The sequence below is a fragment of the Campylobacter bilis genome, from assembly GCF_016806695.1.
In the GTDB taxonomy this organism is placed as follows: domain Bacteria; phylum Campylobacterota; class Campylobacteria; order Campylobacterales; family Campylobacteraceae; genus Campylobacter_D; species Campylobacter_D bilis.
On the sequence record NZ_WUED01000013.1, the window covers coordinates 18,557 to 41,423 of the forward strand.

The window sequence follows — 22,867 nt, forward strand, 5'->3', positions numbered from 1 at the left end:
TCCTATGCTAGTTTTTTATATTTGTTGTTTTTTAGAGCTAGGGCTCTTTCTTTAGCTTCTGGAGTAAGTTTAGCAAATTTAAACTCATCCCTTTTTGCCACCATAATAGCAAAATCAGGGCAATGCGTTTCACACTCTGTACAGCCTATGCAAGATTGAGGATGTACAACTTCTATCATTTGCCCTAAAACCGCATGCACATCATCGCGCATAGCTAAAACTCCAGCAGGACAATAGCTAACGCAGATATTACACGCCTTACACCTATGCTCATCCACCCAAACAGGGGTATCTTTTGGAGCTATCATACTCATAATTTTTTCCTTTATTAAGCTAATATTTTTTCAATTGCTTGGCCAATTAAAGCAGGAGAATCCACTACATGAATCCCGTAAGACTTTAAAGCTTCTTTTTTGGCTGCAGCACTCTCATCAGCACTGCCTACTATAGCACCTGCATGTCCCATTCTTTTGCCTTTAGGTGCAGTCGCTCCTGCGATGAATGCTACCACAGGTTTACTGATATTTTCTTTAATAAATTTAGCCGCTTCAACCTCTAAACTACCGCCAATTTCTCCTATCATGACTATGGCTTTAGTCTCATCATCTTTTTGAAATTCGCTTAAAAGTTCTTTATAAGCAAGCCCTATAATAGGATCGCCTCCAATCCCTACTGCTGTAGAAATTCCATATCCGCTTTGAACGATTTGATTAGCTGCTTCATAGGTTAAAGTTCCGCTTTTTGAGATGAGTCCTACACAGCCTTTTTTGAAAATAAAACCAGGCATAATGCCTAATTTGCACTCTTCAGAAGTAATAATGCCAGGACAATTAGGCCCTATGATTTTCATACCCTTTTTATTGGCGTATTGTTTAGCAAACATCATGTCTTTTACAGGGGTATGTTCAGTTATAATCACAGCAAGCTTAATACCCGCATCAGCTGCTTCAATCACACTATCACCTACAGCAAAAGCAGGTACAAAAATCAAGCTCACATCAGCCTTTGTGGCTTCACGTGCTTGTGCAACAGTGTCAAAAACAGGTTTTCCCAAATGAGTTTGTCCTCCTTTATAAGGGGTAACTCCTCCGACTATATTAGTACCATAAGCTAGGCATTGTTCTGCATGAAAAGTTGCTTCCTTGCCTGTAAATCCTTGAACTATAACCTTGGTGTTTTTATTTACTAAAATACTCATGATTTATCCTTATCCTACTAAACTTTTTACAAGCTCTGCACCGTTTTTAAGATCGCTTGCTGCTTTGATATTTTTAAGATTTGAATTTTCTAAAATAGCTTTTGCTTCAGCTGCATTAGTGCCATCAAGACGCACTACTATAGGGATATTTACTTCTACATTCTGAGTTGCTTCTAAAATTCCATTTGCAATTCTATCACAGCGTACAATACCACCAAAAATATTGATAAATATAACTTTTACGTTTTTATCTCTTAAAATGATTTCAAAAGCCTTTGCAACAGTTTTAGCACAAGCTCCACCTCCAACATCTAAGAAATTTGCAGGTTTGGCACCGCTATAATTAATAATATCCATAGTAGCCATTGCTAAACCCGCACCATTTACCATACAAGCTACATTTCCATCTAGTTTCACATAACTCAAGCCAAACTCAGCCGCTTCTCTTTCAGCAGGATTTTCTTCTGTGATGTCTCTAAGTTCAGCAATTTCAGGATGACGATAAAGGGCACTATCATCAAAGCTGCATTTTGCATCAAGGGCATAAAAATCGCCTTCTTGGGTTTTGATTAAAGGATTGATTTCAAGCATATTCATGTCTTTATCATTATACAATTTATAAAGCTTAGCTATCATGTTAATAAATTTTTGACTTTCATCTTTATTAAGCCCTAAAACTTTTGCTACTTCAAGCCCATGAAAAAGCTTAAAGCCAATTTGAGGATCGATATTTACTTTTGCGATTTTTTCAGGGTATTCTTTGGCTACCTTTTCTATATCCATGCCTCCTTCGCTTGAAGCAATAAGGGTAATTTGCTCTGCCATTCTGTTGAATAAAATAGCCAAATAATACTCTTTTACAATGTTTACACCGCTTTCTATATAAAGCTTTTGCACGAGTTTGCCTTCAGGACCTGTTTGATGAGTAATTAAATTCATTCCTAAAATCTGTTCAGCATAGCTTTTTACTTCGTCTAAATTTTTAGCGATTTTAACACCCCCGCCAAGACCACGACCACCTGCGTGGATTTGAGCTTTAACCGCCCAAACATTACCACCTAATTCTTTAGCATTTGCAAGGGCTTGTTCTACACTAAATGCGACTTTTCCTTTTAGTGTAGGGATGCCATTATCCGCAAAAATAGCCTTTGCTTGATATTCATGTATATTCATTTATTCTCCTTTGTACTGATATTTGATTAAAGATTTTTCTAATTTATCTTTTTCTTGTGCACTAAGATCTAAATTCATGATTTCTATAACGCCTTCAAGACCTAATCTTGCCATTACTCCTAAAGCTTTATTCTTCACACCAAATTCTTGATGTAAAATCACACTCATAGGCAAAAATTCTCCACTTCTTAAAGACTCAAGCATCCTAACACAAGCACTAGCAGGGGCTAAATAGGCTGAAATTTTAAGGTATTTTATCACCTTAGCACCACCGGTTTTAACTTCGTTTTCTAAATCTTCAAATTCTTCTTCATTTAAAAATTCGCTTATATTTTTATTTTTAACACTAGCGTAGGATTTAAGCAAGACCATATCATCATTATGAAAGCCTATAAGTCTAGTATCTACACTTGACATTTTAACATTTAGTTTTTTAGCAAGTTCATATTTAAATCTTGCATTATCTAAAATACCTGCCATTGCCGCAATTTTTTTTGACGCGAAAATTCCACTTTCATAAAGAGTATTGAGTAAAAAATCCACAGGATTGGTTAAAATAATAAAAAGGGGATTAGGCGTAAATGCCTTAATATTTTTAGCACAATCAAGCATGATATTAGCATTAAGCTGTAAAAGTTCTTCTCTGCTTTGCCCTGCTTTTCTAGTAAAACCTGCACTAAAAAGCACTATATCTGAGTCTTTAGTATGGACATAATCTTTAGTGCAAATTAGATCTATATCTAAATTTAAAGCCGCTATGCTTTGTGCAAGCTCTAATTCTTTAGCGATCAATAAATTCTCATTAATATCAATTAGAACTATTGTGTTTGCCAACTCTCTTAAAATCAAAGCATAAGCTACACTTGAACCTACATTTCCAGCTCCTATGATGGTGATTTTCATCTTTACCCTATCTTTTCTAAAATAGCATTAAAAGTTGCACTAGGACGCATGATTTTATTAACCTTTTGTTCATCAAATTTATAATAACCACCCAAATCGACTTTGACTCCTTGAGTGTCATTAAATTCAGTTCTAATCTTTTCTTCATTAGAAGAAAGCTCTAAGGCTATATCCTTAAAAAAGCTTTGAAGTTCCATATCATTAGCCTGTCTTGCCAAATGATTAGCAAAATATAAGGCTAAATAAAAATGGCTTGTGCGATTATCATCTTCTTTGACTTTTCTTGTAGGGGTTTTATTATTTTCAAGCCATTCTCCTATAGCCTCATCAAGGCATTGAGCCAAGACTTTAGCTTTAAAATTTTTGCATTTATGGGCATAGAATTCTAAACTTGCTTGCAAGGCTAAAAACTCACCTAAGCTATCCCAACGCAAATGGTTTTCTTCTACTAATTGTTCTACTTGTTTAGGTGCTGATCCTCCCGCTCCTGTTTCAAACATAGCTCCACCATTTAACATAGGCACTATAGAAAGCATTTTTGCACTCGTTCCAAGCTCTAAGATAGGAAAAAGATCGGTTAAATAATCCCTTAAAACATTTCCTGTAATAGAAATAGTATCTTTTCCAGCACGGATAAGCTCTAAGCTTCTTAAGCAAGCTTGTTTTGGGGATAAAATAGCTATATCTTTGCCTTTTTCTTTAAGACGGTTTTGCACTAAAGCTATCATAATTTTATTGCTTGCTCTTTTACTATCTAGCCAAAAAATTGCTTCAGAACCTGTAATATCAGCCCTTTGTATACCCAAATCAATCCAATTTAACACTGCATCAATTTTTGTCTCATTTACTCTATAAATATCGCCTTTTTTCACACGATGTTCTAATAATACCTTGTCTTCGCAGACTATTTTAAAAACCCCATCTTCTTTAGCTACAAAGGTTTTATCATGAGATCCATATTCTTGTGCTTTTTTAGCCATTAAGCCTACATTAGAAACACTGCCTAATTTTGCAGGGTTTAAAGTGCCATTTTTATGTAAATCTTCAATCACTGCTTCATAAATGCTTGCATAAGTTTGATCAGGAATTAAAGCATTAGTATCTTTTGCTTTGCCTTCTTTATCCCATAATTTTGCACCATTTTTAAGCATAGCAGGTATGGAAGCATCTACAATCACATCACTAGGAACATGAAGATTTGTAATGCCTTTATCAGAATTTACCATAGCAATATCAGCAGATTTAGCTAAAATGGCATTGTATTTTTTTAAGATTTCTTCTTTTTTATCAGAAGCTTCAATTTTGGTTAAAAGCTCGCTTAATCCGTTATTAGGATTGATATTGAGTGCTTGAAATTCGTCTTTAAATTCCTCAAACAATTCTTTGAAAAACACTTTTACAGCATAACCAAAAAGTATAGGATCGCTTACTTTCATCATAGTAGCTTTTAGATGAAGCGAAAAAAGCACATCATCTTCTTTGCTAGCTTGAATTTCTTTAGCATAAAATTCTTGAAGCTTTTCTACATCCATAAAGCTTGCATCTAAAATTTCATTTTTTTCAAGCTTTAATCCCTCTTTTAAAATTTCACTTTTGCCACTATTTGCTAGGAATTCAACATTTACCAAGCAATCTTTATCAAGCAAAATCGCTTTTTCATTAGAGAAAAAATCCCCTTCTTTCATATAAGAAATTCGGGTTTTTGACTCAGGATGAAATTCTATAATTTTATAAGGATTATTTCTAGCATAGTCTTTAACCGCCTTTGTGCAACGACGATCAGAATTGCCTTGTCTTAATACTGGATTTACAGCTGAACCTAAAACTTTTTGGTATTTAGTTTTAATTTGTAATTCCTCATCATTTTTTGGCTCATCTGGGTAGTTTGGTAACATGTAGCCTTTATCTTGCAATTCTTTAATAGCGGCTTTTAGTTGTGGTATGGAAGCAGATATGTTTGGTGTTTTGATCAAATTAGCATCGGGTTTTTTTACAAGTTCTCCTAAAAATTCTAAAGCATCTTCGCATCTTTGCTCTGGTTTTAAATACTCGCTAAAATTTGCTAAAATCCTTGCTGATAAAGAAATGTCAGAGATTTTAACCCCTATGTGTGCCCTAGCTAAAAAGGCTTTGATTATAGGTAAAAATGAGTAAGTTGCAAGCGCTGGAGATTCATCTGTTAGGGTATAAGTAATTTGCATTTTGAGTCCTTTAAAACGCTATTTTTTTTTTGATTTTTAAGTATATTACAAATAAAAAAAAATGCAAGAGTAAATTTAAAGTTTATTTTAGTTTTGCAATAAACTTTAAATATTTCTAATTGAGTAAATTTGCGGGTAATTGTATGATATTTTTAATAAGATTAAATGGGGTTTTTAAAGTATCTGTTAAGATTTGGGTATGGAATTGGGGATCATCAATGCTTCCATCTATTTTTAAATTTGTGCTAATTTCTTGATTTTTCCCTAAAACAACATAATTAACAATAGGAACTTTAGATATGGCTTCAGAGGCTGATTTTAAAGTTTTTAATTCTAAATTAAAATTCACAGTATTTGATCTTAAATTAAGCGATCCTAAACCATAAATATCCACACTATCACCATTTAAATTAATCGCTGATACACTTAAAAGATCTTTTTTTCTATTGAAAATAATTTTCCCATCTTGCAAACTCAAGCCCTTTTGATTAAAAGTAGGAGATTTAAACATTAATAAACTAGGCACAGTATCAATAAAAGAAATCAATTGATTAATGCCTTTTAAATCTTTTATATAAGTATTTTTAAACTCAATTTGTCCTTCAAAGTATTCTAATGCATTCCCTTTTATACTCAGATTAAATATCCCATCTTGAACTGCTTGCTTTTGAAAAAATTCATTAAAATAGCCATCATCTGCGTTGCGCACATTTAATTTAAAATCTTTAGAAGAATAATAAAGATCAAAATGGGTATTTTTTCTCAAACCTTTTAAATTCAAAGCATCATCTTTTAGCTCTGCTTCTAGTTTATCAAAAGCTAAGGTTTTATTAAAATCTGCTAAAACTAAAGCTATATTAGCCCCACCTATGCTAAGTTTTTGCCAATTTTTTAAAGTATTGAAATTGAAGTCATTAAAAGAATCGGACTTTTTAGTATGAAGATAGGTTAAATTTTTTAAATGTAATTCTTTATTATGCGGGCCTATTTTAGCACTTATGATATTACTTTGGGAATGGATTTGGACGATATTGTTATCTTTGGTGATATCAAAAGTATCATTTTCATAAGGAATTTTGCCATGGATGAGTAAATTGTTTTTAAAATAAGCATCTTTAATGCTGGCATTAAAATCTTCAAAATTAAGGGTTTTATAATAAAAGCTCTTAGCATCAATAAAACCTAATTTTTTAAAAAAGGCAGAATGTGAGAATAAAATTTTAGGATCATTTAAATTCATTTGCATACCTTCTTTAAAATCTAAAACCAAATTCCACTTAGGAACACTTATATTAATATCTTTAGAATAATCTAAAAAAATGGTAGTATTCTTATCTTTTATATCCAAAAGTTCGCCATTTAGAAAATAAAGCCTTGAAATTTGAGTGTTAAATTGTGCTTGTTGCTTTTGCAAATCCAATTTAGCATTAAAATCAGCTTCTAAAAATCCGTTTTTAATACTAGCATTTTCTATGCTTAAATCATTTTGATTTATTTTTACAAAAGCTTTGCTAATATTAAAATCAGCCAAAGAAATATTAGCATTTTCTAAGGCTAAAATGCCATCGTAAAAAGTTTCGCCTTTATCATGAAAATCAATTTTTAACTCCAAATTGCTTTTAATTTTTCCACTTTTTTGATAAAAAGGCAAGGAAAAATGATAATTTTCCAAAGCTTTAGCAAGGTTTTGATCAAATTTTAAATTATCTGATTTAATACGTAAATAAATTCCTATTTTTTTCTCATCAAATAAATCGTATAAATAAACCTTACTAGAACTTAAATCAGAACCATTATAAGAAGCTTTATTAAAAGCAAAATCTAGCTTTTGTTTGTTTAGTTTAAAATGAAGCTTTGGAATTTCAATAGCATTCATATTCTCATCCAAACGGACTTGGACTTTATTGATATAACCCAAAGCACTTATACTATCTAAATAATAATTATCCTTAGTAAAATCTACAAATCCTTGCAAATAATCCCAGTGATAAAACTCTCCCTTAGCCCTATGTGCTATCCAAAGTTTTAAACTATCTTGAAGTTGGACTCTTTTGTCTATTTTTTCAAGCACTTGGACAATGTCTTTAATATTTAAATCCTCTATTTTATAAGCTAAATTTTTGTTTTTATAAGAAATGCTTGCGTTAAAATCAAGCAAATCCCCGCTTGCTTTGCCTTGAAAATAATAAAATTCGCTTTTGACATTAATGCTTAAATTCCCATCAATATTAAGATTATAATCTTTTAATAAAAGTTTTTTAATATCAGCTCTAAGCTCTTTATCTTGGCGTTGTAAGCTTAATTTTAAAAACAATAAATCATTATCAATGAAAAATTCATTATCTTTAAATAAAATCCGCACATGATTGTCTTTTATGCTTAAATTTTGTATATCAATCTCTTCTACAAAAGTATAAAGATATTTTAAATTTTTTGTTATTTTTAAAATTTCAGTAGAAACATAGTTAGAATTAGGGCTTGAGTTTAAGGCTAAAGCATCAGAGTTTTGGTTTATAATAATGTTTTTTGCTCTAACAATTAATTTTTTATCTAATTTAATATATAATTGTTCTAATTTTAAAAAATCAAATTGGATGCTAGAGATGACAATTCCATTTTTAAGTATGAAAAATAATGCTAAAATAAGCATGATAAAAAATATAACAATATATAAAATTTTCTTTTTCATGTGCCACTTCTTTTTAATATTTATTTTAGGTTTTTTTTATTATTTATCTCAACCTCTAAAAAGTAATTCTGTAGTGTTTATTCCCCAAGGTTCAGTTTCGCAAATTATAACATATTTAAAGCAAAATAAATACGAGATGAGTAGCATTGATAAATATATTTTATTTTTTTTAGGTCATCCTCAATCAGGTTGGATCCATATAGGTACAAAAGAATTAAACCGGGCAGAATTTTTACACAAGCTTACTGTCGCTAAAGCCGCACTTAAAACTATCACCCTCATACCAGGAGAAACTAGTGCAGTGTTTTTAGATCAAGTTGCTAAAGAACTTAATCTAAATCAAACTATACTTTTAAAAGAATTAGAAAAACAAGCTTCCTATAAAGAAGGGATTTTCATACCTCAAACTTATAAAATTCCTAAGGGCATCACAGAAAAATTATTCATCCAAATACTTTTAAATTATGCTGAACTTTTTAATAAAAAAACTTCTGAAAAAATTTTTGGCGATTATAATTCTAAAAAATGGCATCAATACATCATCATCGCTTCAGTCATACAAAAAGAAGCTGCCAATGAAAAAGAAATGCCTATCATCGCAAGCGTGATTTATAATAGACTTAAAAAAGGCATGAAACTTCAAATGGATGGGACTTTAAATTATGGAATTTACTCTCATATTAAAGTCACCCCACAAAGAATACAACAAGACAATAGCTCTTATAATACCTATAAATTTAAAGGCTTGCCTGAAGAAGCGGTGTGCAATGTATCTTTAGCAGCTATACGTGCAGCAATTTTTCCTGCAAAAACGGATTTTTTATATTTTGTCCGTGATAAAACTACAAAAGCTCATGTTTTTAGCACTAATATCAATGATCATAATAAAGCTATCAATTTACAAAAGGGAAAATAAATTATGGTATTCTTTTACAAGGAAAATAATTGGAACGCTATTTGCTTTCAATCTTTACAATAAGCTATAAAAAGGATGTAAAATGATCAATTCATTTAAATCAAAAGAACTAATCGTAGGGGCTTTAGCGGGTAGAAATCTAAGAAATCAGCTTATTAATTCTAATCTTGCTAATGTCGATACTCCTTTTTATAAAGCAAGAGATATTGAGTTTGAAACAGCTTTAATTGAACGTGCAAAAGAAATTTTTGATCAAAATGATAATAAAGAATTAAAGCTTGCTTTAACCCAAGAACATCATCAAACACCTTGGAAATTCCCTGATCCTAGTAAATCAACTATTTACTTAAGGGATGGGCATTTAGCAAGAAATGATGCAAATACTGTTGATTTAGATGTAGAAACAACAGAAATGAGTAAAAATACTATTATGATAACAGCTTTAGATGGAGTTTTAAGAAGACAAAGCAATATTTTTAGCTCCATACTAGATGCAAGCTCTAAATTAAGTTAAAGGTAAATTATGGCATATTTAAGTGATTTTGATATTAGTGGTTATGGTTTAAGCGCGCAACGCTTTAGAATGAATGTTATTAGCTCTAATATAGCTAATGCAAACACTACAAGAACAGCTGAAGGCGGACCTTATAGAAGGCGCGAAGTGATCTTTAAAGCGACAGATTTTGACAAGCTTTTAAATGAGCAAATCGATCAAAATAATAATTTTTTAAAATATGAAAATCCTTTAAACGATCCAAGTTCACCTGAAGAAGCTAAACCTGCTATTCAAAGTGTAGTGGTTGATAAAGTCGTTAGAGATGATAAAGATTTTCGCATGAAATACAATCCTTCTCATCCTGATGCTAATGCACAAGGATACGTGGCATATCCTAATGTCAATCCTGTGATTGAAATGGCTGATTTAATTGAAGCCACAAGGGCTTATCAAGCCAATGTTAGTGCCTTTACAAGTGCAAAAACCATAGCGCAAAGTGCGATTGATTTATTAAGAGGATAATGAAAATGAATAGTATTAATGATTTAAGATTAAAAAGCGTTTCAAATACGGATAAAACCCCAAATACAAATCCCAAAATAGGCGATGAATTTGCTAAACTTCTTAAAAATGAAATCAATGATTTAAACCAAGCACAAAAAACCGGTGAAGCTGCTATGACAGATATAGCCACAGGACAAGTTAAAGACTTACACCAAGCAGCCATTGCCATTACAAAAGCTGAAAGCAGTATGAAATTTATGCTAGAGGTTAGAAACAAAGCCATTAATGCTTATAAAGAAATCACAAGAACTCAAATTTAAACCCTAATGCAAGAAAACAAAAAAAATAGGGTTTCAAAAGTCGCCTTTGCTTATTGCATGGCACTTTTGTTTATGATTATTTTTCTTATCTCTACCTTTTTTCTCACTTCAAAACGCCATATACCTAATACTGAAAAAGACCAATATGATCTTGCTTTAAGAGGCTTAATGATTAGCAAAGATAATTTTACTATCGCAAGTTCTAAGCAAATTTATCGCGCAGAAATTGATCTAAGAAGCATCAATAAAGACAAATTTGATTTATTTTTAAAACTTTTTCAAATTTATAGCGGCATAAGCGATGATCAAGTAAAAGATATCAAAACAAGAATGCAAAAGCACAAAAAACGATCTTATACCTTTGTTCTTTTACAAAAACTTGATTCTAAACAAGCAAGCTATCTTAAAGATCTCGCAAAAAAGCTCTACATACAAGGATTTTTCAAAGCTTTTACCAATAACTCAGGCAAGGTTGAAACTAGAGGATTAAGCATTATAGAACACGAAGAAGACAGGATTTACATGTCTAAAGATTCTTTTACTCCTATAATAGGCTATACTAAAATGGTTTTAGATCCTCAAAGTGGGATTTTAAAAAATATTGGCATTAAGGGTTTAGAAAAATACTATGATGAGTGTTTAAGCCCGGTTCAAAATGAAAAAATCCAAGGCTTAAAAGATATAGGTGGAAATATTATCTTAAATTTAAATTCCCTCCAACAAAGAAAAATCAATGGCTGCAATTTATACTTAAACCTCTCTTTAAAATTACAAAAAAGCATAGAAAAGGCTATAGATCAAAGAAATAAAGACTTACAAGCTAGCGAAATCATCGTTGGGGTCATGCAGAGTAAAACAGGCAAAATCTTAGCCCTAGCAAGTTCAAGACGCTATAATCCACAAAACCGCAGGAAGGATCTATCAGTGCTTAATGCCAGTGCTATAGAATACGGTTATGAAGCAGGATCAGTCATTAAACCCTTTATTTTTACAACAGCTCTAAGACTTGGCAAAATTAAAATAGATGAAGTGATAAACACTTATGGAGGCTCTTACAAACTTGGACGTTTTACCATAAAAGATGATCACAGAATGGATAAAATAACCATGGAAGAAGTCATAAGATATTCTTCAAATGTAGGCATGATACAAATTGCTAAAAGGCTTAATAATGTAGAGATCATATCCGGACTTAGAATATTTAAATTTGGCGAAAAAAGTGGCATTGATCTTCCTTATGAACAAAAAGGAGAAATCCCAAATCCTAAGCGTTTAAAAGATATAGAAAAATCTGTTTTAAGCTATGGCTATGGACTTAAAACAACATTCATGCAATTACTTAGTGCTTATAATGTTTTTAATAATGACGGAATTTATATCACACCCCGCTTAGCACAAAAATTCTATCTAGATGGACGTTTTACAAACCTCGATGATGAAGTAAAAAAAGAAAAAATCTTAAGCTCTCAAGCGGCTAAAACCATGCAAAAAGTTTTAATCAATGTTATTGAAAAAGGCACAGGCAAAAAAGCCATCACCCAAGGCATCATCCTAGGGGGCAAAACAGGAACAGCACGCATAGCTGAAAGGCAAGGCTATAGCTCTAATCGTTACAATGCCTCTTTTTTTGGCTTTGCTAATGATTTAAACAACGCTTACACCATAGGAGTTTTAGTAAGACAACCCACTAAAGCTTATAGTTATTACGCTGCACAAAGTGCTTTGCCTATATTTAAAGACGTTGTAGATATTTTAATCAACGAAGAATTTTTAACACCCTTACAAAATCCTAATGACTTGAAAGAGAATTAAAGGTATTTTAATTTTGCCCTTGTAGTTTTTCAAATTCATATTTTAAAAATTCTCGTAAATCCTGGGCTTGTTTTTCGCCATTTTCTAAAAATTCAAGCAACAAATTTTCTAATTCTTTTAAAAAGTCAAAAAGTTCATTTTGCCAAATGCTGTCATTTTTATTGCTTAAATTTATAGTTTGTATGAAGGTAAGCTCTCTGCTTAAATCCCCTAATTTTTCTAAAAACTCATCTTTTTGTTCTTGATTTTTTAAGTTTAAAGCCCCATCTTGGATGTTTTCTTTCAATTCCCTTATTTTTTCATCAATCAAATCACAAAATTGAGGATAAATATCCATTTTTACAGGTTCTAAAAGTTCTTGTTCATCTATTTTTAAAGTTAATTTTTTAAGTGCAAAATAAAGCCCCAAAAAAGACAAAGCTGCTATAAGTAAATAAAATCCTAGCATTAACTACCTCTAAAAGCAAGCATTCCGCCCTCTAAATTACTGCCTACAATGCCTAATTTTTCAGCGACTAATTCAGCTGCAGACTTGCTTCTTTGCCCGCTACGGCAAACAAAAGCAAGTTTTTTATTCTCATCTCTTTTACTTTGAATTTGCTTTAAAAACTCCTCATTTAAAAAGCCTTTATTATCATACAAACTCACGCACTGGGCATTAGGTAAAATACCTTCCTCCCATTCTAAAGGCGTGCGAACATCAAAAATTTGATATTGACTTAAATCGCTTTTTGTCCAAAAACTTGCAGGGATATTTTCTATCATGAAAAAGCCTTATTGATAATTTTTGTAAGACTTGCATTAAATTCAACAGGATTATCAACCCCCATGCCTTCGCTAAGCTTTGCCATATTTAAAACCAAAGTAGCTATATCAGCGCTGAAAGTTTCATGATTTTTAAGGCCTTTAAAGATAGCGTGCTTAGGATTGATTTCTAAAATAGGCTTGAAATTTTGTTCTTGTCCCATTTGTTTTAAAAGCTGTTGCATGGCAAAATCAGGTTTATTTTTATCATAAACTATACAACTTGGACTATCTTGTAAACGGCTTGTAAGTCTTACATCTTCAACTTGATCTTTTAAAAGTTCTTTAAATTGAGCAAGCAATGGAGCAAAGTCGCTTTTTTCCTCATCGCTTAATTCATTTTTATCTTCTACTTGATTAATTGCTACAAATTTCAAGCCTTCATATTCCCCAAGCATAGGAATTATTAAAGAATCAATTTCATCATCCATAAGTAAAACTTCTATATTTTTTTGCTTATATTCTTCAAGTAAAGGTGAATTTCTTAGCAAGCTTTCATTATTACCTGTGATATAAAAAATTTCTTTTTGTTCGTTTTGTAAATCTTTTTTATACTCTTCTAAAGAACGCAAATTTTCGCCTTTAGTGCTTTTATAAAGCATGAGTTTTAAAAGGTTTTCTTTTTCATTGCTAAATCCATAAAGTCCTTCTTTAAGCACTTTACCAAAGGTTTTAAAGAAAGCAAGATATTTTTCTTTGTCAGTATTTTTGATTTTTTCAAGTTCACCTAAAATCTTTTTAACACTGGCTTCTTTAACGCTTCTTAAAATTTGATTTTCTTGTAAAATTTCGCGGCTTACATTAAGCGGTAAATCCTCCACATCGATAATTCCACGCACAAAACGCAAATAAGTAGGCAAAAGCTCTTTATCATCATCACTTATAAACACACGTTTAACATAAAGCTTTAAACCACTTTGATAATCCACACGAAAAAGATCAAAAGGTGCATTTTGCGGGATAAAAAATAAAGAACTATATTCTAACTTGCCTTCACTTTTAGTATGAAGATAAAATAAAGGCTTATTAGAATCATGGAAATTTTGCTCGTAAAATCTTTCATAATCTTGAGGTTTAAGACTTGATTTTTGCATTCTCCAAAGTGCGTTAGCCTTATTAATTTGTGAAATTTTAAGTTCTGTTTTTCCCTCTTCTTCACCTTCTTTAGCAGGAGTGAATTCTTCTTTTTCCATAAAAATAGGAAATTGTATATGATTAGAATATTTTTCTACTATACTTTCAATCTTATAAGCGTTTGCAAATTCATCATCTTTAAGGTATAAGGTAATACTTGTTCCTTGTTCTTCTTTTTTAGTTTCTTCAATCTCATAACCTTCAGCATCCGAAGTCCAAAGATAAGCTTTATCATCCAAAGCTTTTTTACTCAAAACCTCAATTTTACTAGCTACCATAAAAGCAGAGTAAAAGCCCACGCCAAATTGTCCTATAAGCTGAGAGTCCTTTTTAGCATCCCCGCTTAAATTTTCTAAGAAGCTTTTAGTACCGCTTTTTGCAATAGTACCAAGATTATTGATAAGATCGTCCTTATCCATACCTATGCCATTATCGCTGATAGTGAGGGTTTTTTTATCTTTGTCAATTTTAATTTCTATTTTAGGATCAAATTTTAAGTTTTTATATTTATCATCGCTTACACTTAAAAAATTCAACTTATCTAAAGCATCACTTGCATTAGAAATCAACTCTCTTAAAAAAATTTCTTTATTAGAATATAAAGAATGTATCATGAGTTGTAAAAGCTGATTTACTTCGGTTTGAAATTGCATTTTGTATCCTTTAATTGTGTTTTTGAATGATATTTTAGCAAAGAAATTCTAAGATAAATTTAAAAGATATCATTTAAAATGACAAAATCAAATCCCTTTATGAAGGCTTTATTTAAAATATTTCTTATTATTAAATATGATAAAATACATGAAAAACTCTATTTAAGCAAGCTTCTTTCTTGATCTAAAATTTCTTGCATTTTTTTTCGAGTGTTTTCAAGCCATTTTTCATCTTGAAGATCGACTAAATCCATACAAATGATTTTAAGCTTTCCTTTTTTTGCACTAAAACTTTTTGTATCTAAAATTTGGGCTGAGTCTACAAGCAAAATAGGCTGCACTTTAAGGTTTAGCTTCTCACTTAAAATTTTAGCTCCGCTTTGGAATTTAAGAAGTTTATCACCCCTAGAACGCGTCCCTTCAGGAAATATAGCTAAAACCCTTTTTTCTTTTAACCTCTCTTTAGCCTCTTTTAAAACGCGTACTAAATCACGTGGATTTTTTCTATCGATACAAAGAAGCTTGGGTTTGTTAATAGCGATTTTAAAAAAAGGGATTTGTCCTAATTCTTTTTTAGCAACCCAGCATAAATTTTTAGGATATAATTCCTCTAAAGCAATGATATCTAAAGTGCTTTGATGATTCATTAAAATCATATTGGCATTAAGATCAAATTCCCCCACAAGCTCTTGTTCATAAGATAAAATGTATTTTTGCGTTCTAGCCCAAATTTTGCGTATTTTCCACAATATGTTTTGAGAGTGAGTAAAACAAAAGCAAAGCACCACAAAGGCAACACTTACAACAAAAAGAACCCAAAAATAAAGAGCCTTAATTCTTCTGTAAATCATCTTTATTAACCCAACCTATCTTTCCATTAGAAAATAGTACTTTAATATAATTTTGCCTTTTAGCTAAAATCTCTACTTTTTCATCCGTATTTGCTATATAAAAATAAGTTGAAGGCTCTGTGGGCAAAATCTTAGCTCTAGACCCTGCTTTAAGCACAGCATTTTGAGTATGAGTATCTACTAAAAAACCTAAAGTAAAACAAACAATTGCCAAAAGCAACACGATATAACTTTTTTTCCATACAAATAAAATCACTAAAACCAATGCTAAAAACCAAAGTGCATATTGTTTATAAAGATTAAAGCTTTTATTTACAGGATTTAAATCACTTTGAGTGCTGACTTCATCATCGCTAATTTTGAGTTTCAAATTGAAATTTTCAAGTTTTTTGCTGTCTTTATTAAAATAAGAAAATTCAAAATTCGTCTTACTTGCAGGTAAAATAGCGTAATAAAAAGCATTAGAAGCATTAAAATCACCCTTTAGATTTTCAATACCTTGCTTTTCAATGCCTTGTATGAAAAAGCTTTTTAAATTAGCATGGCTTGCGTTTAATTCCATCATCATAATAATATTAGCATCATCAAAATAGCTTGCTTTAACCTTTTTAACTGTCAAAGAACTAGCCACAAGATGAGAAAAATCTTTATTAGATAAAGTATTTTCAAATTCAATAGGACTAAGATTAATATCAGCTTCTTGAAACACTTTATGGTTTCTTAGAAGTTTCACAGAAATTTTATCTAAGCTTGCATTGGAATTTTTAGCTTCAAACCACAAAGTCGTTTTGTATTCATTATCTAGTTTTTCCCATTTTGCATCAGGATTTAAAAAAGATAAATTGCTTCTTTCTACGCTAATATTAAAATCAAATTTAGTATTTTCAACAGTACGTGCATAGATAGTGATAGGAAAAACTTCTCCCACATATACTTTATTTGCATACTCATCATGAGTAAGAACTAAAGTTCCTTGCGCTATAAAAGGATCATCTGCATCGCTTTCAAAATCTGTAGTCTCATCACTAGGCACGACATTTTGATAAAAGCTTTGTTCTTCTTTTGGGAGTTTTTGCAAGGCTTCATCTTGGACATTAAAAACAGAACTTTCAGATCTAGCTAATAAAACAATAAAGCTAAAAACCAAAGCCCATAAAATTTTCAAGATAAAAAACCTTCAAGCATTTTCAAACCCTTATCATTGCCAAGAATTTCTTCGCAAGCACGCTCAGGATGAGGCATAAGTCCAAATATTTTTTTATTTTTATCACAAATTCCTGCAATATCAAGCATGGAACCATTAGGATTTGACTCATATTTTAAAAGAATAAGACCTTTATCTTGCAAGTTTTTTAAAGTATACTCATCTGCATAATAATTTCCTTCAGCATGGGCGATAGGAAGAGTGATAAGCTCATCTTTTTTAAAATTTTTTAAAAATGCATTGTCATTGGAAATCACTCTTAAATTTTGATTTTTAGAAATGAAACTAAGATGCTCATTGTGTCTCATAGCACCTTTTAAAAGACCACTTTCAAGCAAAATCTGAAAACCATTGCAAATACCTAAAACAAAGCCACCCCTTTTTGCATGTTCAAACACCCCTTGCATAATAGGCGCAAGTTTAGCAATAGCAGCACATCTTAAATAATCCCCATAAGAAAACCCTCCAGGTAAAACCACTAAATCGGCATTGATTTGCTTTTCTTGATGCCAAACAATTTGCGTTTGCACTCCAAGTTTTTCAAAGGCATAAACTGTGTCAAATTCACAATTTGTTCCTGGAAATTGGATAATAGCGACTTTCATATTATTCTTTTTCTATAAGGCATTCATATTCTTCAATAACACTATTGACCAAAAGCTCTTCGCACATTTTTCTTACTTTTTCTTTAGCAAGTTTTTCATCTTTTTCATCAAGATTAATTTGGATTTGTTTGGCGACTTTCACTTCTTTTACTCCATTAAAATTTAAAGAATGCAAGGCCTTTTCTAGGGCTTTACCTTGGGGATCTAAAACCCCATTTTTTAAAGAAATATTTACAATGACTTTCATTTTTTTCCTTAGTTTAGTATTCTTTTTAAAACTTCTTCATAAGCCATTTTTACATTGCCTAAATCCTGACGAAACCTATCTTTATCTAATTTCTCATTGCTAAATTTATCCCAAAACCTACAGCTATCAGGACTGATTTCATCGGCTAAAACAAGTTCATTTTCTTGAGTGAAACCAAATTCTATTTTAAAATCAACAAGTCTTAAATTTTTAGCATCAAAAAAAGCACTTAAAATAGAATTGATTTTTCGTGCCATATCTTTGATTTTTCCGATACAGTCTTCATTAGGCACTAAATTTAAAAGCAAACAATGCTCATCATTGATAAAAGGATCGCCTAAAGCGTCATCTTTAAGACAAAATTCCACCAAAGCAAAAGGCAAAATCTTTCCTTCTTCAATACCTAATCTTTTTGTAAGTGACCCAGTCGCAACATTGCGCACTATCACTTCAATAGGCACAATCTTGCATTTTTTAATGATTTGCTCTGTATCGCTTATAGTTTCAATTAAATGCGTTTTAATACCATTTTTTTCAAGCAAACGGAAAATTTCTGTACTGATTTTACAATTTAAACTACCTTTTCCACTTTCATTTCCCCTTTTTTCAGCATTAAAAGCAGTTAAATCATCTTTAAACTCACTAATGAGTAAATTCTCATCCTCTGTTTTAAAGATCTTTTTACCCTTTCCTTCATAAAGCATTTCTTTTTTCATTGTTTACCTTGTTTGATATTTAAGATTTTAATGGTATCTATGGCTGATTTTAACTGTATGTCATCATTAATTTGCTTTTTAGTAATGATATTTTTATTGTTTTTATTTTCTTGTTTGTCTTCTTTTTTATCTTTATTTATTTTTTCTAATTCCCCTTCTAAGTGTTGCTTTAAATCGCTTTCTTTAATACTAAAGCTATCTTCTTGAGTGCTTACCTTTCCTGGAAAAACTTCAATATCAGGTTTTACACCTACGGCTTGGATAGTACGTCCACTTGGAAGATAATACCTTGCAATAGTAAGCCTTAAAGCCTCAGTTTTATTAATAGGAATGATTTGTTGTACACTTCCTTTTCCAAAGGTATTCTCACCTATAACCACACCGCGTTTAAGATCTTGCAAAGCCCCACTTACAATCTCACTAGCACTAGCACTTCCTCCATTGACAAGCACAACTAAAGAAGCATTAGAAATTTTATTTTTAGCATCGGCTTTATATTCTTGATTCTCATTTGCAATACGCCCTTTTTGAGAAACGATAATGCCTTTATCTACAAATAAATTCACAAGTCCTATAGCTTGATTTAAAAGCCCTCCAGGATTGTTTCTAAGATCGAGTATAACTCCTTGGACATGAGGATATTTTTTAAGCTCTTTTTTAGCCATATCCACGACATTTTTATCAAAATTAGTCACTCTAAGATAAAGCATATTTTCATTCTCTATTAATTTAGCATAAACGCTTTCGATTTTAATAATCTCTCTTGTTAATGTGATATCAAAAGGCTTAGTCGATCCCTTTCTAAAGATAGTAAGAACAATCTGTGTTTTTGGCTTACCACGCATTTTTTCCACAGCATCATTAAGATTGATCCCTAAAGTAGCCTCATCATTGATTTTTAAGATAATATCACCCGATTTAATTCCTGCTTTATCAGCCGGTGTTCCTTCTATAGGTGAAACTACTGTCAAAGCTCCATCTTTCATTCCTACAGTAATACCAAGCCCGCCAAATTCACCAGTTGTTTGGATTTTCATATCATTGAAATCTTTTTCATTTAAAAAAGAAGAATGCGCATCAAGATTACTTAAAAGCCCTGATAAGGATTTATCTACCAAATCGCTAATATTTTGATCCTCTACATAGTATTGTTCTACTATGGCAAGGGTTTTTGTAAGTTTATCTAAAGCTTCTAAGCGTTTTTTAACTTGATCTTCTTTTTGATCAATTTTAGCTTGTAAATGGCTAGTTAAAAATAAGCATAAAATAAAAGTACTAGCAAAACCTGTAAGACTTGTAAAAAATCGTTTTGTTTTCAAAATGCACTCCATTATTGAGTTTTAGTTTAAAGACTAAATTTTAGTAAAAATTACTTAAAATTTCGTAAATCCATTGAATTTCTTAAAAATATGTTAAAATAGCCTAAAAAATTTTATAAAGAAAGTCACAAACATGCGCCCAAAAACTCTACATCAACATTCTCAAAAACACATCAAAACAGTCAGCAATCGTTTAAGCAGAACCATAGGGCATTTAAATGCTATTAAAAGAATGATAGAAAATGATAAAGATTGTAGTGAAATTTTAATCCAGCTTGCCGCAGTAAAAGCCCAGGTAAACAATACTGCCAAAGTGATTTTAAAAGAACATTTAGCCCATTGTGTCATCCATGCTGTGGAGGAAAACGACACCCAAAGCATAGAAGAATTAAACAAAGCCATAGATATGTTCATGAAATAGCCTAAAAATAGTCGTCTGAATTATTATTTAAAAAAAATCACTTAATTAACTTGACATTATTTGACTAAAGTTATATAATAGAACTTGAATAAATCAAACTGAAAGGATAAATAATGGCAAACATACAAGACTTTTTAACTGATAATATGCTTTCAAACCTAGAAAGTGCAGCATCTTTAGCCATACATTCTAAAAATAATGAAGTCATGCCTTTGCATCTTCTGTGGGCTTTAGCTGTAGATAGCACAAGTATTTTAAATCAAATTTTAAATAAACTCAATCTTTCTAAAGAGACCTTAGAACTTGAAATCAAAAGCAAAATTGCAAAGCTTCCTACAAGTTCAAATGTAAGCCGTCAAAACATACGCTTTTCAAATGACTTAATCGATTCTTTAGAAAATGCCAAAGGACTCATGAATGCTAATGGAGATAGTTATTTAAGCGTAGATACATGGCTTATAAGCCAAAGTCAAAAAAGTCCTATTAAAGAAATCTTAGAAGCGTTTTTGGATTTAAGAGAATTTCAAAAAGAACTTCAAAACCTTAGATCTGGACGCAAGATCGATAGCAAAACCAGCGATGAAACCTTAGATACTCTTAATAAATTTGGCATAGATCTAAGTGCAAAAGCAAGCGAAGGCAAGCTTGATCCTGTCATAGGTAGAGAAGAAGAAATCCAACGCTTAATGCAAATTTTAATACGCAAAACCAAAAACAATCCCATACTCTTAGGCGAACCAGGCGTAGGAAAAACAGCTATTGTTGAAGCCTTAGCTCAAAGAATTGTTAAAAAAGACGTGCCTAAATCTTTGCAAAATAAAAAAGTCATAGCCTTAGATATGAGTGCTTTAATCGCAGGTGCAAAATACCGTGGGGAATTTGAAGACAGATTAAAAGCTGTAGTCAAAGAAGTCATACAAAGTGAAAATATCATACTTTTTATCGATGAAATTCATACCATAGTAGGTGCGGGTGCGAGTGAGGGAAGTATGGATGCGGCAAATATCTTAAAACCCGCACTTGCAAGAGGGGAACTTCACACCATAGGCGCAACAACCTTAAAAGAATATCGCAAGTATTTTGAAAAGGATGCAGCCTTACAACGCCGCTTCCAGCCTGTTAATGTAGGAGAACCTAGTCTAAATGAAGCATTAGCTATGCTAAGAGGTATTAAAGAAAAACTTGAAATCCATCACAATGTCAGCATAAACGATAGTGCCTTAGTAGCAGCAGCCAAGCTTTCAAAACGCTATATAGCTGATCGTTTCTTGCCTGATAAAGCCATTGATTTAATCGATGAAGCAGCAGCCGAACTTAAAATGCAAATTGAAAGCGAACCTAGTTCTTTAAGAAAGGTACGCAAAGATATAGAAACCTTAGAGGTTGAAAACGAAGCTTTAAAAATGGAAAAGGATGAAAAAAACCAAAAAAGGCTTAATGAAATCGCAAAAGAACTTGCGAATTTAAAAGAAAAACAAAAGGCCTTAAACTCTCAATTTGAAAACGAAAAAAATGTCTTTGATAGTATAAGTGCTAAGAAAAAGCAAATCGACACGCTTAAAAACGAAGCCTCTTTAGCCAAAAGCAAGGGCGAATTTCAAAAAGCAGCTGAGTTAGAATATGGCAAAATTCCAAGCCTAGAAAAAGAAGTTCAAATCCTAGAAGAAAAATGGAAAAAAATGAGTGAAAATGGGGTCTTGCTTAAAAACCAAGTTGATGAAGATTTAGTAGCAGGGATTTTAAGCAAATGGACAGGTATTAGCGTGCAAAAAATGCTAACTTCTGAAAGACAAAAATTCCTAGAAGTAGAAAAACACCTCAAAGAAAGCGTCATAGGCCAAGATCAAGCCTTAAGTGCTTTAGCAAGAGCTATTAAACGTAACAAAGCAGGACTTAATACTGATAATAAACCCATAGGAAGCTTTTTATTCTTAGGCCCAACAGGAGTAGGTAAAACCCAATCGGCTAAGGCTTTGGCCAAATTTTTATTTGATGATGAAAAAGCCATGATACGTTTTGATATGAGTGAATTCATGGAAAAACATAGTGTTTCAAGACTTCTAGGCGCGCCTCCAGGATACATAGGGCATGAAGAGGGTGGAGAACTCACTCAAGCTGTACGCACAAAGCCTTATAGCGTGCTTTTATTTGACGAAGTAGAAAAAGCCCACAAAGATGTATTTAACATACTTTTAGGAATCTTAGATGATGGTAGGGCTACAGATAGCAAGGGTGTTACAGTAGATTTTAAAAACACTATTATTATTTTAACTTCAAATATCGCTTCTCATGCCATCATGACTCTAAACGCAAAAGAACGCGAAAAAGCTGTCAAAAATGAATTAAGAAATTTTTTCAAACCCGAATTTTTAAACCGTTTAGATGATATTATCATCTTTAATCCTTTAGGAAAAGATGAAGCCTATGAGATAGTCAAACTCTTGTTTAAAGATTTGCAAGAAAACTTAGAAAATAAAGGCATAAAAGCAAGCCTAAGTGAAAATGCCGCCCTTTTGATAGTTAAAGACGGTTTTGATCCTGATTTTGGTGCTAGACCTTTAAAAAGAGCCATTTATGATCTCATAGAAGATAAATTAAGCGATATGATACTCTCTGATCAATTGCACGAAAATGACAGCATACTCATTGATGCTCAAAATGATGAAATCATAATTAAAAAAGTTTAAAGGCTTGAAAGTAG

21 protein-coding genes and 1 pseudogene are annotated in these 22,867 nt (G+C 31.7%); 7 read left to right on the forward strand and 15 right to left on the reverse strand.

The window, feature by feature from the left end; translation table 11 throughout:
- Window positions 1–2: 2 nt before the first annotated feature.
- From GRQ01_RS06605 to GRQ01_RS06630, 6 genes are all read right to left on the reverse strand, one after another.
- Entirely contained in the window at window positions 3–314 is a 312-nt protein-coding gene (locus GRQ01_RS06605) for a 4Fe-4S dicluster domain-containing protein (RefSeq protein ID WP_158334990.1), read from the reverse strand.
- Window positions 315–328: 14 nt separating this feature from the next.
- Window positions 329–1,198 (reverse strand): succinate--CoA ligase subunit alpha, encoded by an 870-nt coding sequence (gene sucD, locus GRQ01_RS06610; protein ID WP_158334991.1) that lies wholly within the window; start codon window positions 1,196–1,198, stop codon window positions 329–331.
- A gap of 9 nt (window positions 1,199–1,207) precedes the next feature.
- Window positions 1,208–2,371, reverse strand: coding sequence for an ADP-forming succinate--CoA ligase subunit beta (sucC, locus tag GRQ01_RS06615; RefSeq protein ID WP_158334992.1), 1,164 nt, complete (start codon window positions 2,369–2,371; stop codon window positions 1,208–1,210).
- The gene (locus GRQ01_RS06620; protein WP_158334993.1) at window positions 2,372–3,274 is read right to left on the reverse strand and encodes a malate dehydrogenase; all 903 of its coding nucleotides are present in this window, start codon (window positions 3,272–3,274) and stop codon (window positions 2,372–2,374) included. It abuts the gene before it with no gap.
- Window positions 3,275–3,276: 2 nt separating this feature from the next.
- On the reverse strand, window positions 3,277–5,475 hold the full coding sequence (locus GRQ01_RS06625) for an NADP-dependent isocitrate dehydrogenase (RefSeq protein ID WP_158334994.1): 2,199 nt from the start codon (window positions 5,473–5,475) through the stop codon (window positions 3,277–3,279).
- Between the two features lie 115 nt (window positions 5,476–5,590).
- The gene (locus GRQ01_RS06630) at window positions 5,591–8,164 is read right to left on the reverse strand and encodes a YhdP family protein (RefSeq protein WP_158334995.1); all 2,574 of its coding nucleotides are present in this window, start codon (window positions 8,162–8,164) and stop codon (window positions 5,591–5,593) included.
- On the opposite strand from GRQ01_RS06630, the gene mltG reads away from it, so the two are divergent.
- The 5 genes from mltG to GRQ01_RS06655 all read left to right on the forward strand — a co-directional run bounded on the left by mltG (window position 8,079) and on the right by GRQ01_RS06655 (window position 12,212).
- Window positions 8,079–9,080 carry an endolytic transglycosylase MltG gene (gene mltG / locus GRQ01_RS06635; RefSeq protein ID WP_158334996.1) on the forward strand — a complete coding sequence of 334 codons (1,002 nt, stop codon included), beginning with the start codon at window positions 8,079–8,081 and terminating at the stop codon, window positions 9,078–9,080. The genes GRQ01_RS06630 and mltG overlap by 86 nt on opposite strands.
- A gap of 82 nt (window positions 9,081–9,162) precedes the next feature.
- Window positions 9,163–9,594, forward strand: a complete 432-nt coding sequence (flgB, locus tag GRQ01_RS06640) for a flagellar basal body rod protein FlgB (RefSeq protein WP_158334997.1) — start codon at window positions 9,163–9,165, stop codon at window positions 9,592–9,594.
- Window positions 9,595–9,603: 9 nt separating this feature from the next.
- Window positions 9,604–10,098: a flagellar basal body rod protein FlgC gene (gene flgC / locus GRQ01_RS06645; RefSeq protein ID WP_158334998.1), complete on the forward strand. Its 495-nt coding sequence runs from the start codon at window positions 9,604–9,606 to the stop codon at window positions 10,096–10,098.
- A 5-nt stretch (window positions 10,099–10,103) separates the two neighbouring features.
- On the forward strand, window positions 10,104–10,400 hold the full coding sequence (fliE, locus tag GRQ01_RS06650; protein WP_158334999.1) for a flagellar hook-basal body complex protein FliE: 297 nt from the start codon (window positions 10,104–10,106) through the stop codon (window positions 10,398–10,400).
- Window positions 10,401–10,406: 6 nt separating this feature from the next.
- Entirely contained in the window at window positions 10,407–12,212 is a 1,806-nt protein-coding gene (locus tag GRQ01_RS06655; protein WP_158335000.1) for a peptidoglycan D,D-transpeptidase FtsI family protein, read from the forward strand.
- 7 nt (window positions 12,213–12,219) lie between these two features.
- On the opposite strand, the gene GRQ01_RS06660 is transcribed toward GRQ01_RS06655, so the two are convergent.
- From GRQ01_RS06660 to GRQ01_RS06700, 9 genes and pseudogenes are all read right to left on the reverse strand, one after another.
- Window positions 12,220–12,660 carry a hypothetical protein gene (locus GRQ01_RS06660; protein ID WP_158335001.1) on the reverse strand — a complete coding sequence of 147 codons (441 nt, stop codon included), beginning with the start codon at window positions 12,658–12,660 and terminating at the stop codon, window positions 12,220–12,222.
- Complete coding sequence (locus tag GRQ01_RS06665; RefSeq protein ID WP_158335002.1) at window positions 12,660–12,977, reverse strand: rhodanese-like domain-containing protein; 318 nt, start codon at window positions 12,975–12,977, stop codon at window positions 12,660–12,662. Before GRQ01_RS06665 ends, GRQ01_RS06660 begins: the two co-directional genes overlap by 1 nt.
- A complete protein-coding gene (gene htpG, locus GRQ01_RS06670) occupies window positions 12,974–14,803 on the reverse strand; it encodes a molecular chaperone HtpG (RefSeq protein WP_158335003.1) in 1,830 nt (609 codons plus the stop codon). Before htpG ends, GRQ01_RS06665 begins: the two co-directional genes overlap by 4 nt.
- 158 nt (window positions 14,804–14,961) lie before the next feature.
- Window positions 14,962–15,654 (reverse strand): lysophospholipid acyltransferase family protein, encoded by a 693-nt coding sequence (locus GRQ01_RS06675; protein WP_158335004.1) that lies wholly within the window; start codon window positions 15,652–15,654, stop codon window positions 14,962–14,964.
- The gene (locus tag GRQ01_RS06680; RefSeq protein ID WP_158335005.1) at window positions 15,635–16,819 is read right to left on the reverse strand and encodes an SH3 domain-containing protein; all 1,185 of its coding nucleotides are present in this window, start codon (window positions 16,817–16,819) and stop codon (window positions 15,635–15,637) included. The genes GRQ01_RS06675 and GRQ01_RS06680 overlap by 20 nt, the downstream gene beginning before the upstream one ends.
- A pseudogene (gene purQ / locus GRQ01_RS06685) lies at window positions 16,791–17,463 on the reverse strand (phosphoribosylformylglycinamidine synthase subunit PurQ). Before purQ ends, GRQ01_RS06680 begins: the two are co-directional and overlap by 29 nt.
- 1 nt (window position 17,464) lies before the next feature.
- Window positions 17,465–17,710 (reverse strand): phosphoribosylformylglycinamidine synthase subunit PurS, encoded by a 246-nt coding sequence (purS, locus tag GRQ01_RS06690; protein ID WP_158335007.1) that lies wholly within the window; start codon window positions 17,708–17,710, stop codon window positions 17,465–17,467.
- 8 nt (window positions 17,711–17,718) lie between these two features.
- A complete protein-coding gene (gene purC / locus GRQ01_RS06695) occupies window positions 17,719–18,426 on the reverse strand; it encodes a phosphoribosylaminoimidazolesuccinocarboxamide synthase (RefSeq protein WP_158335008.1) in 708 nt (235 codons plus the stop codon).
- Entirely contained in the window at window positions 18,423–19,760 is a 1,338-nt protein-coding gene (locus GRQ01_RS06700; RefSeq protein WP_203121283.1) for a S41 family peptidase, read from the reverse strand. The genes purC and GRQ01_RS06700 overlap by 4 nt, the downstream gene beginning before the upstream one ends.
- 118 nt (window positions 19,761–19,878) lie before the next feature.
- Here GRQ01_RS06700 and GRQ01_RS06705 point away from each other — a divergent pair, with 118 nt between their 5' ends.
- Complete coding sequence (locus GRQ01_RS06705) at window positions 19,879–20,166, forward strand: metal-sensing transcriptional repressor (RefSeq protein ID WP_158335010.1); 288 nt, start codon at window positions 19,879–19,881, stop codon at window positions 20,164–20,166.
- A 113-nt stretch (window positions 20,167–20,279) separates the two neighbouring features.
- The gene (locus tag GRQ01_RS06710) at window positions 20,280–22,853 is read left to right on the forward strand and encodes an ATP-dependent Clp protease ATP-binding subunit (protein ID WP_158335011.1); all 2,574 of its coding nucleotides are present in this window, start codon (window positions 20,280–20,282) and stop codon (window positions 22,851–22,853) included.
- The last annotated feature ends 14 nt before the right edge of the window (window positions 22,854–22,867 follow it).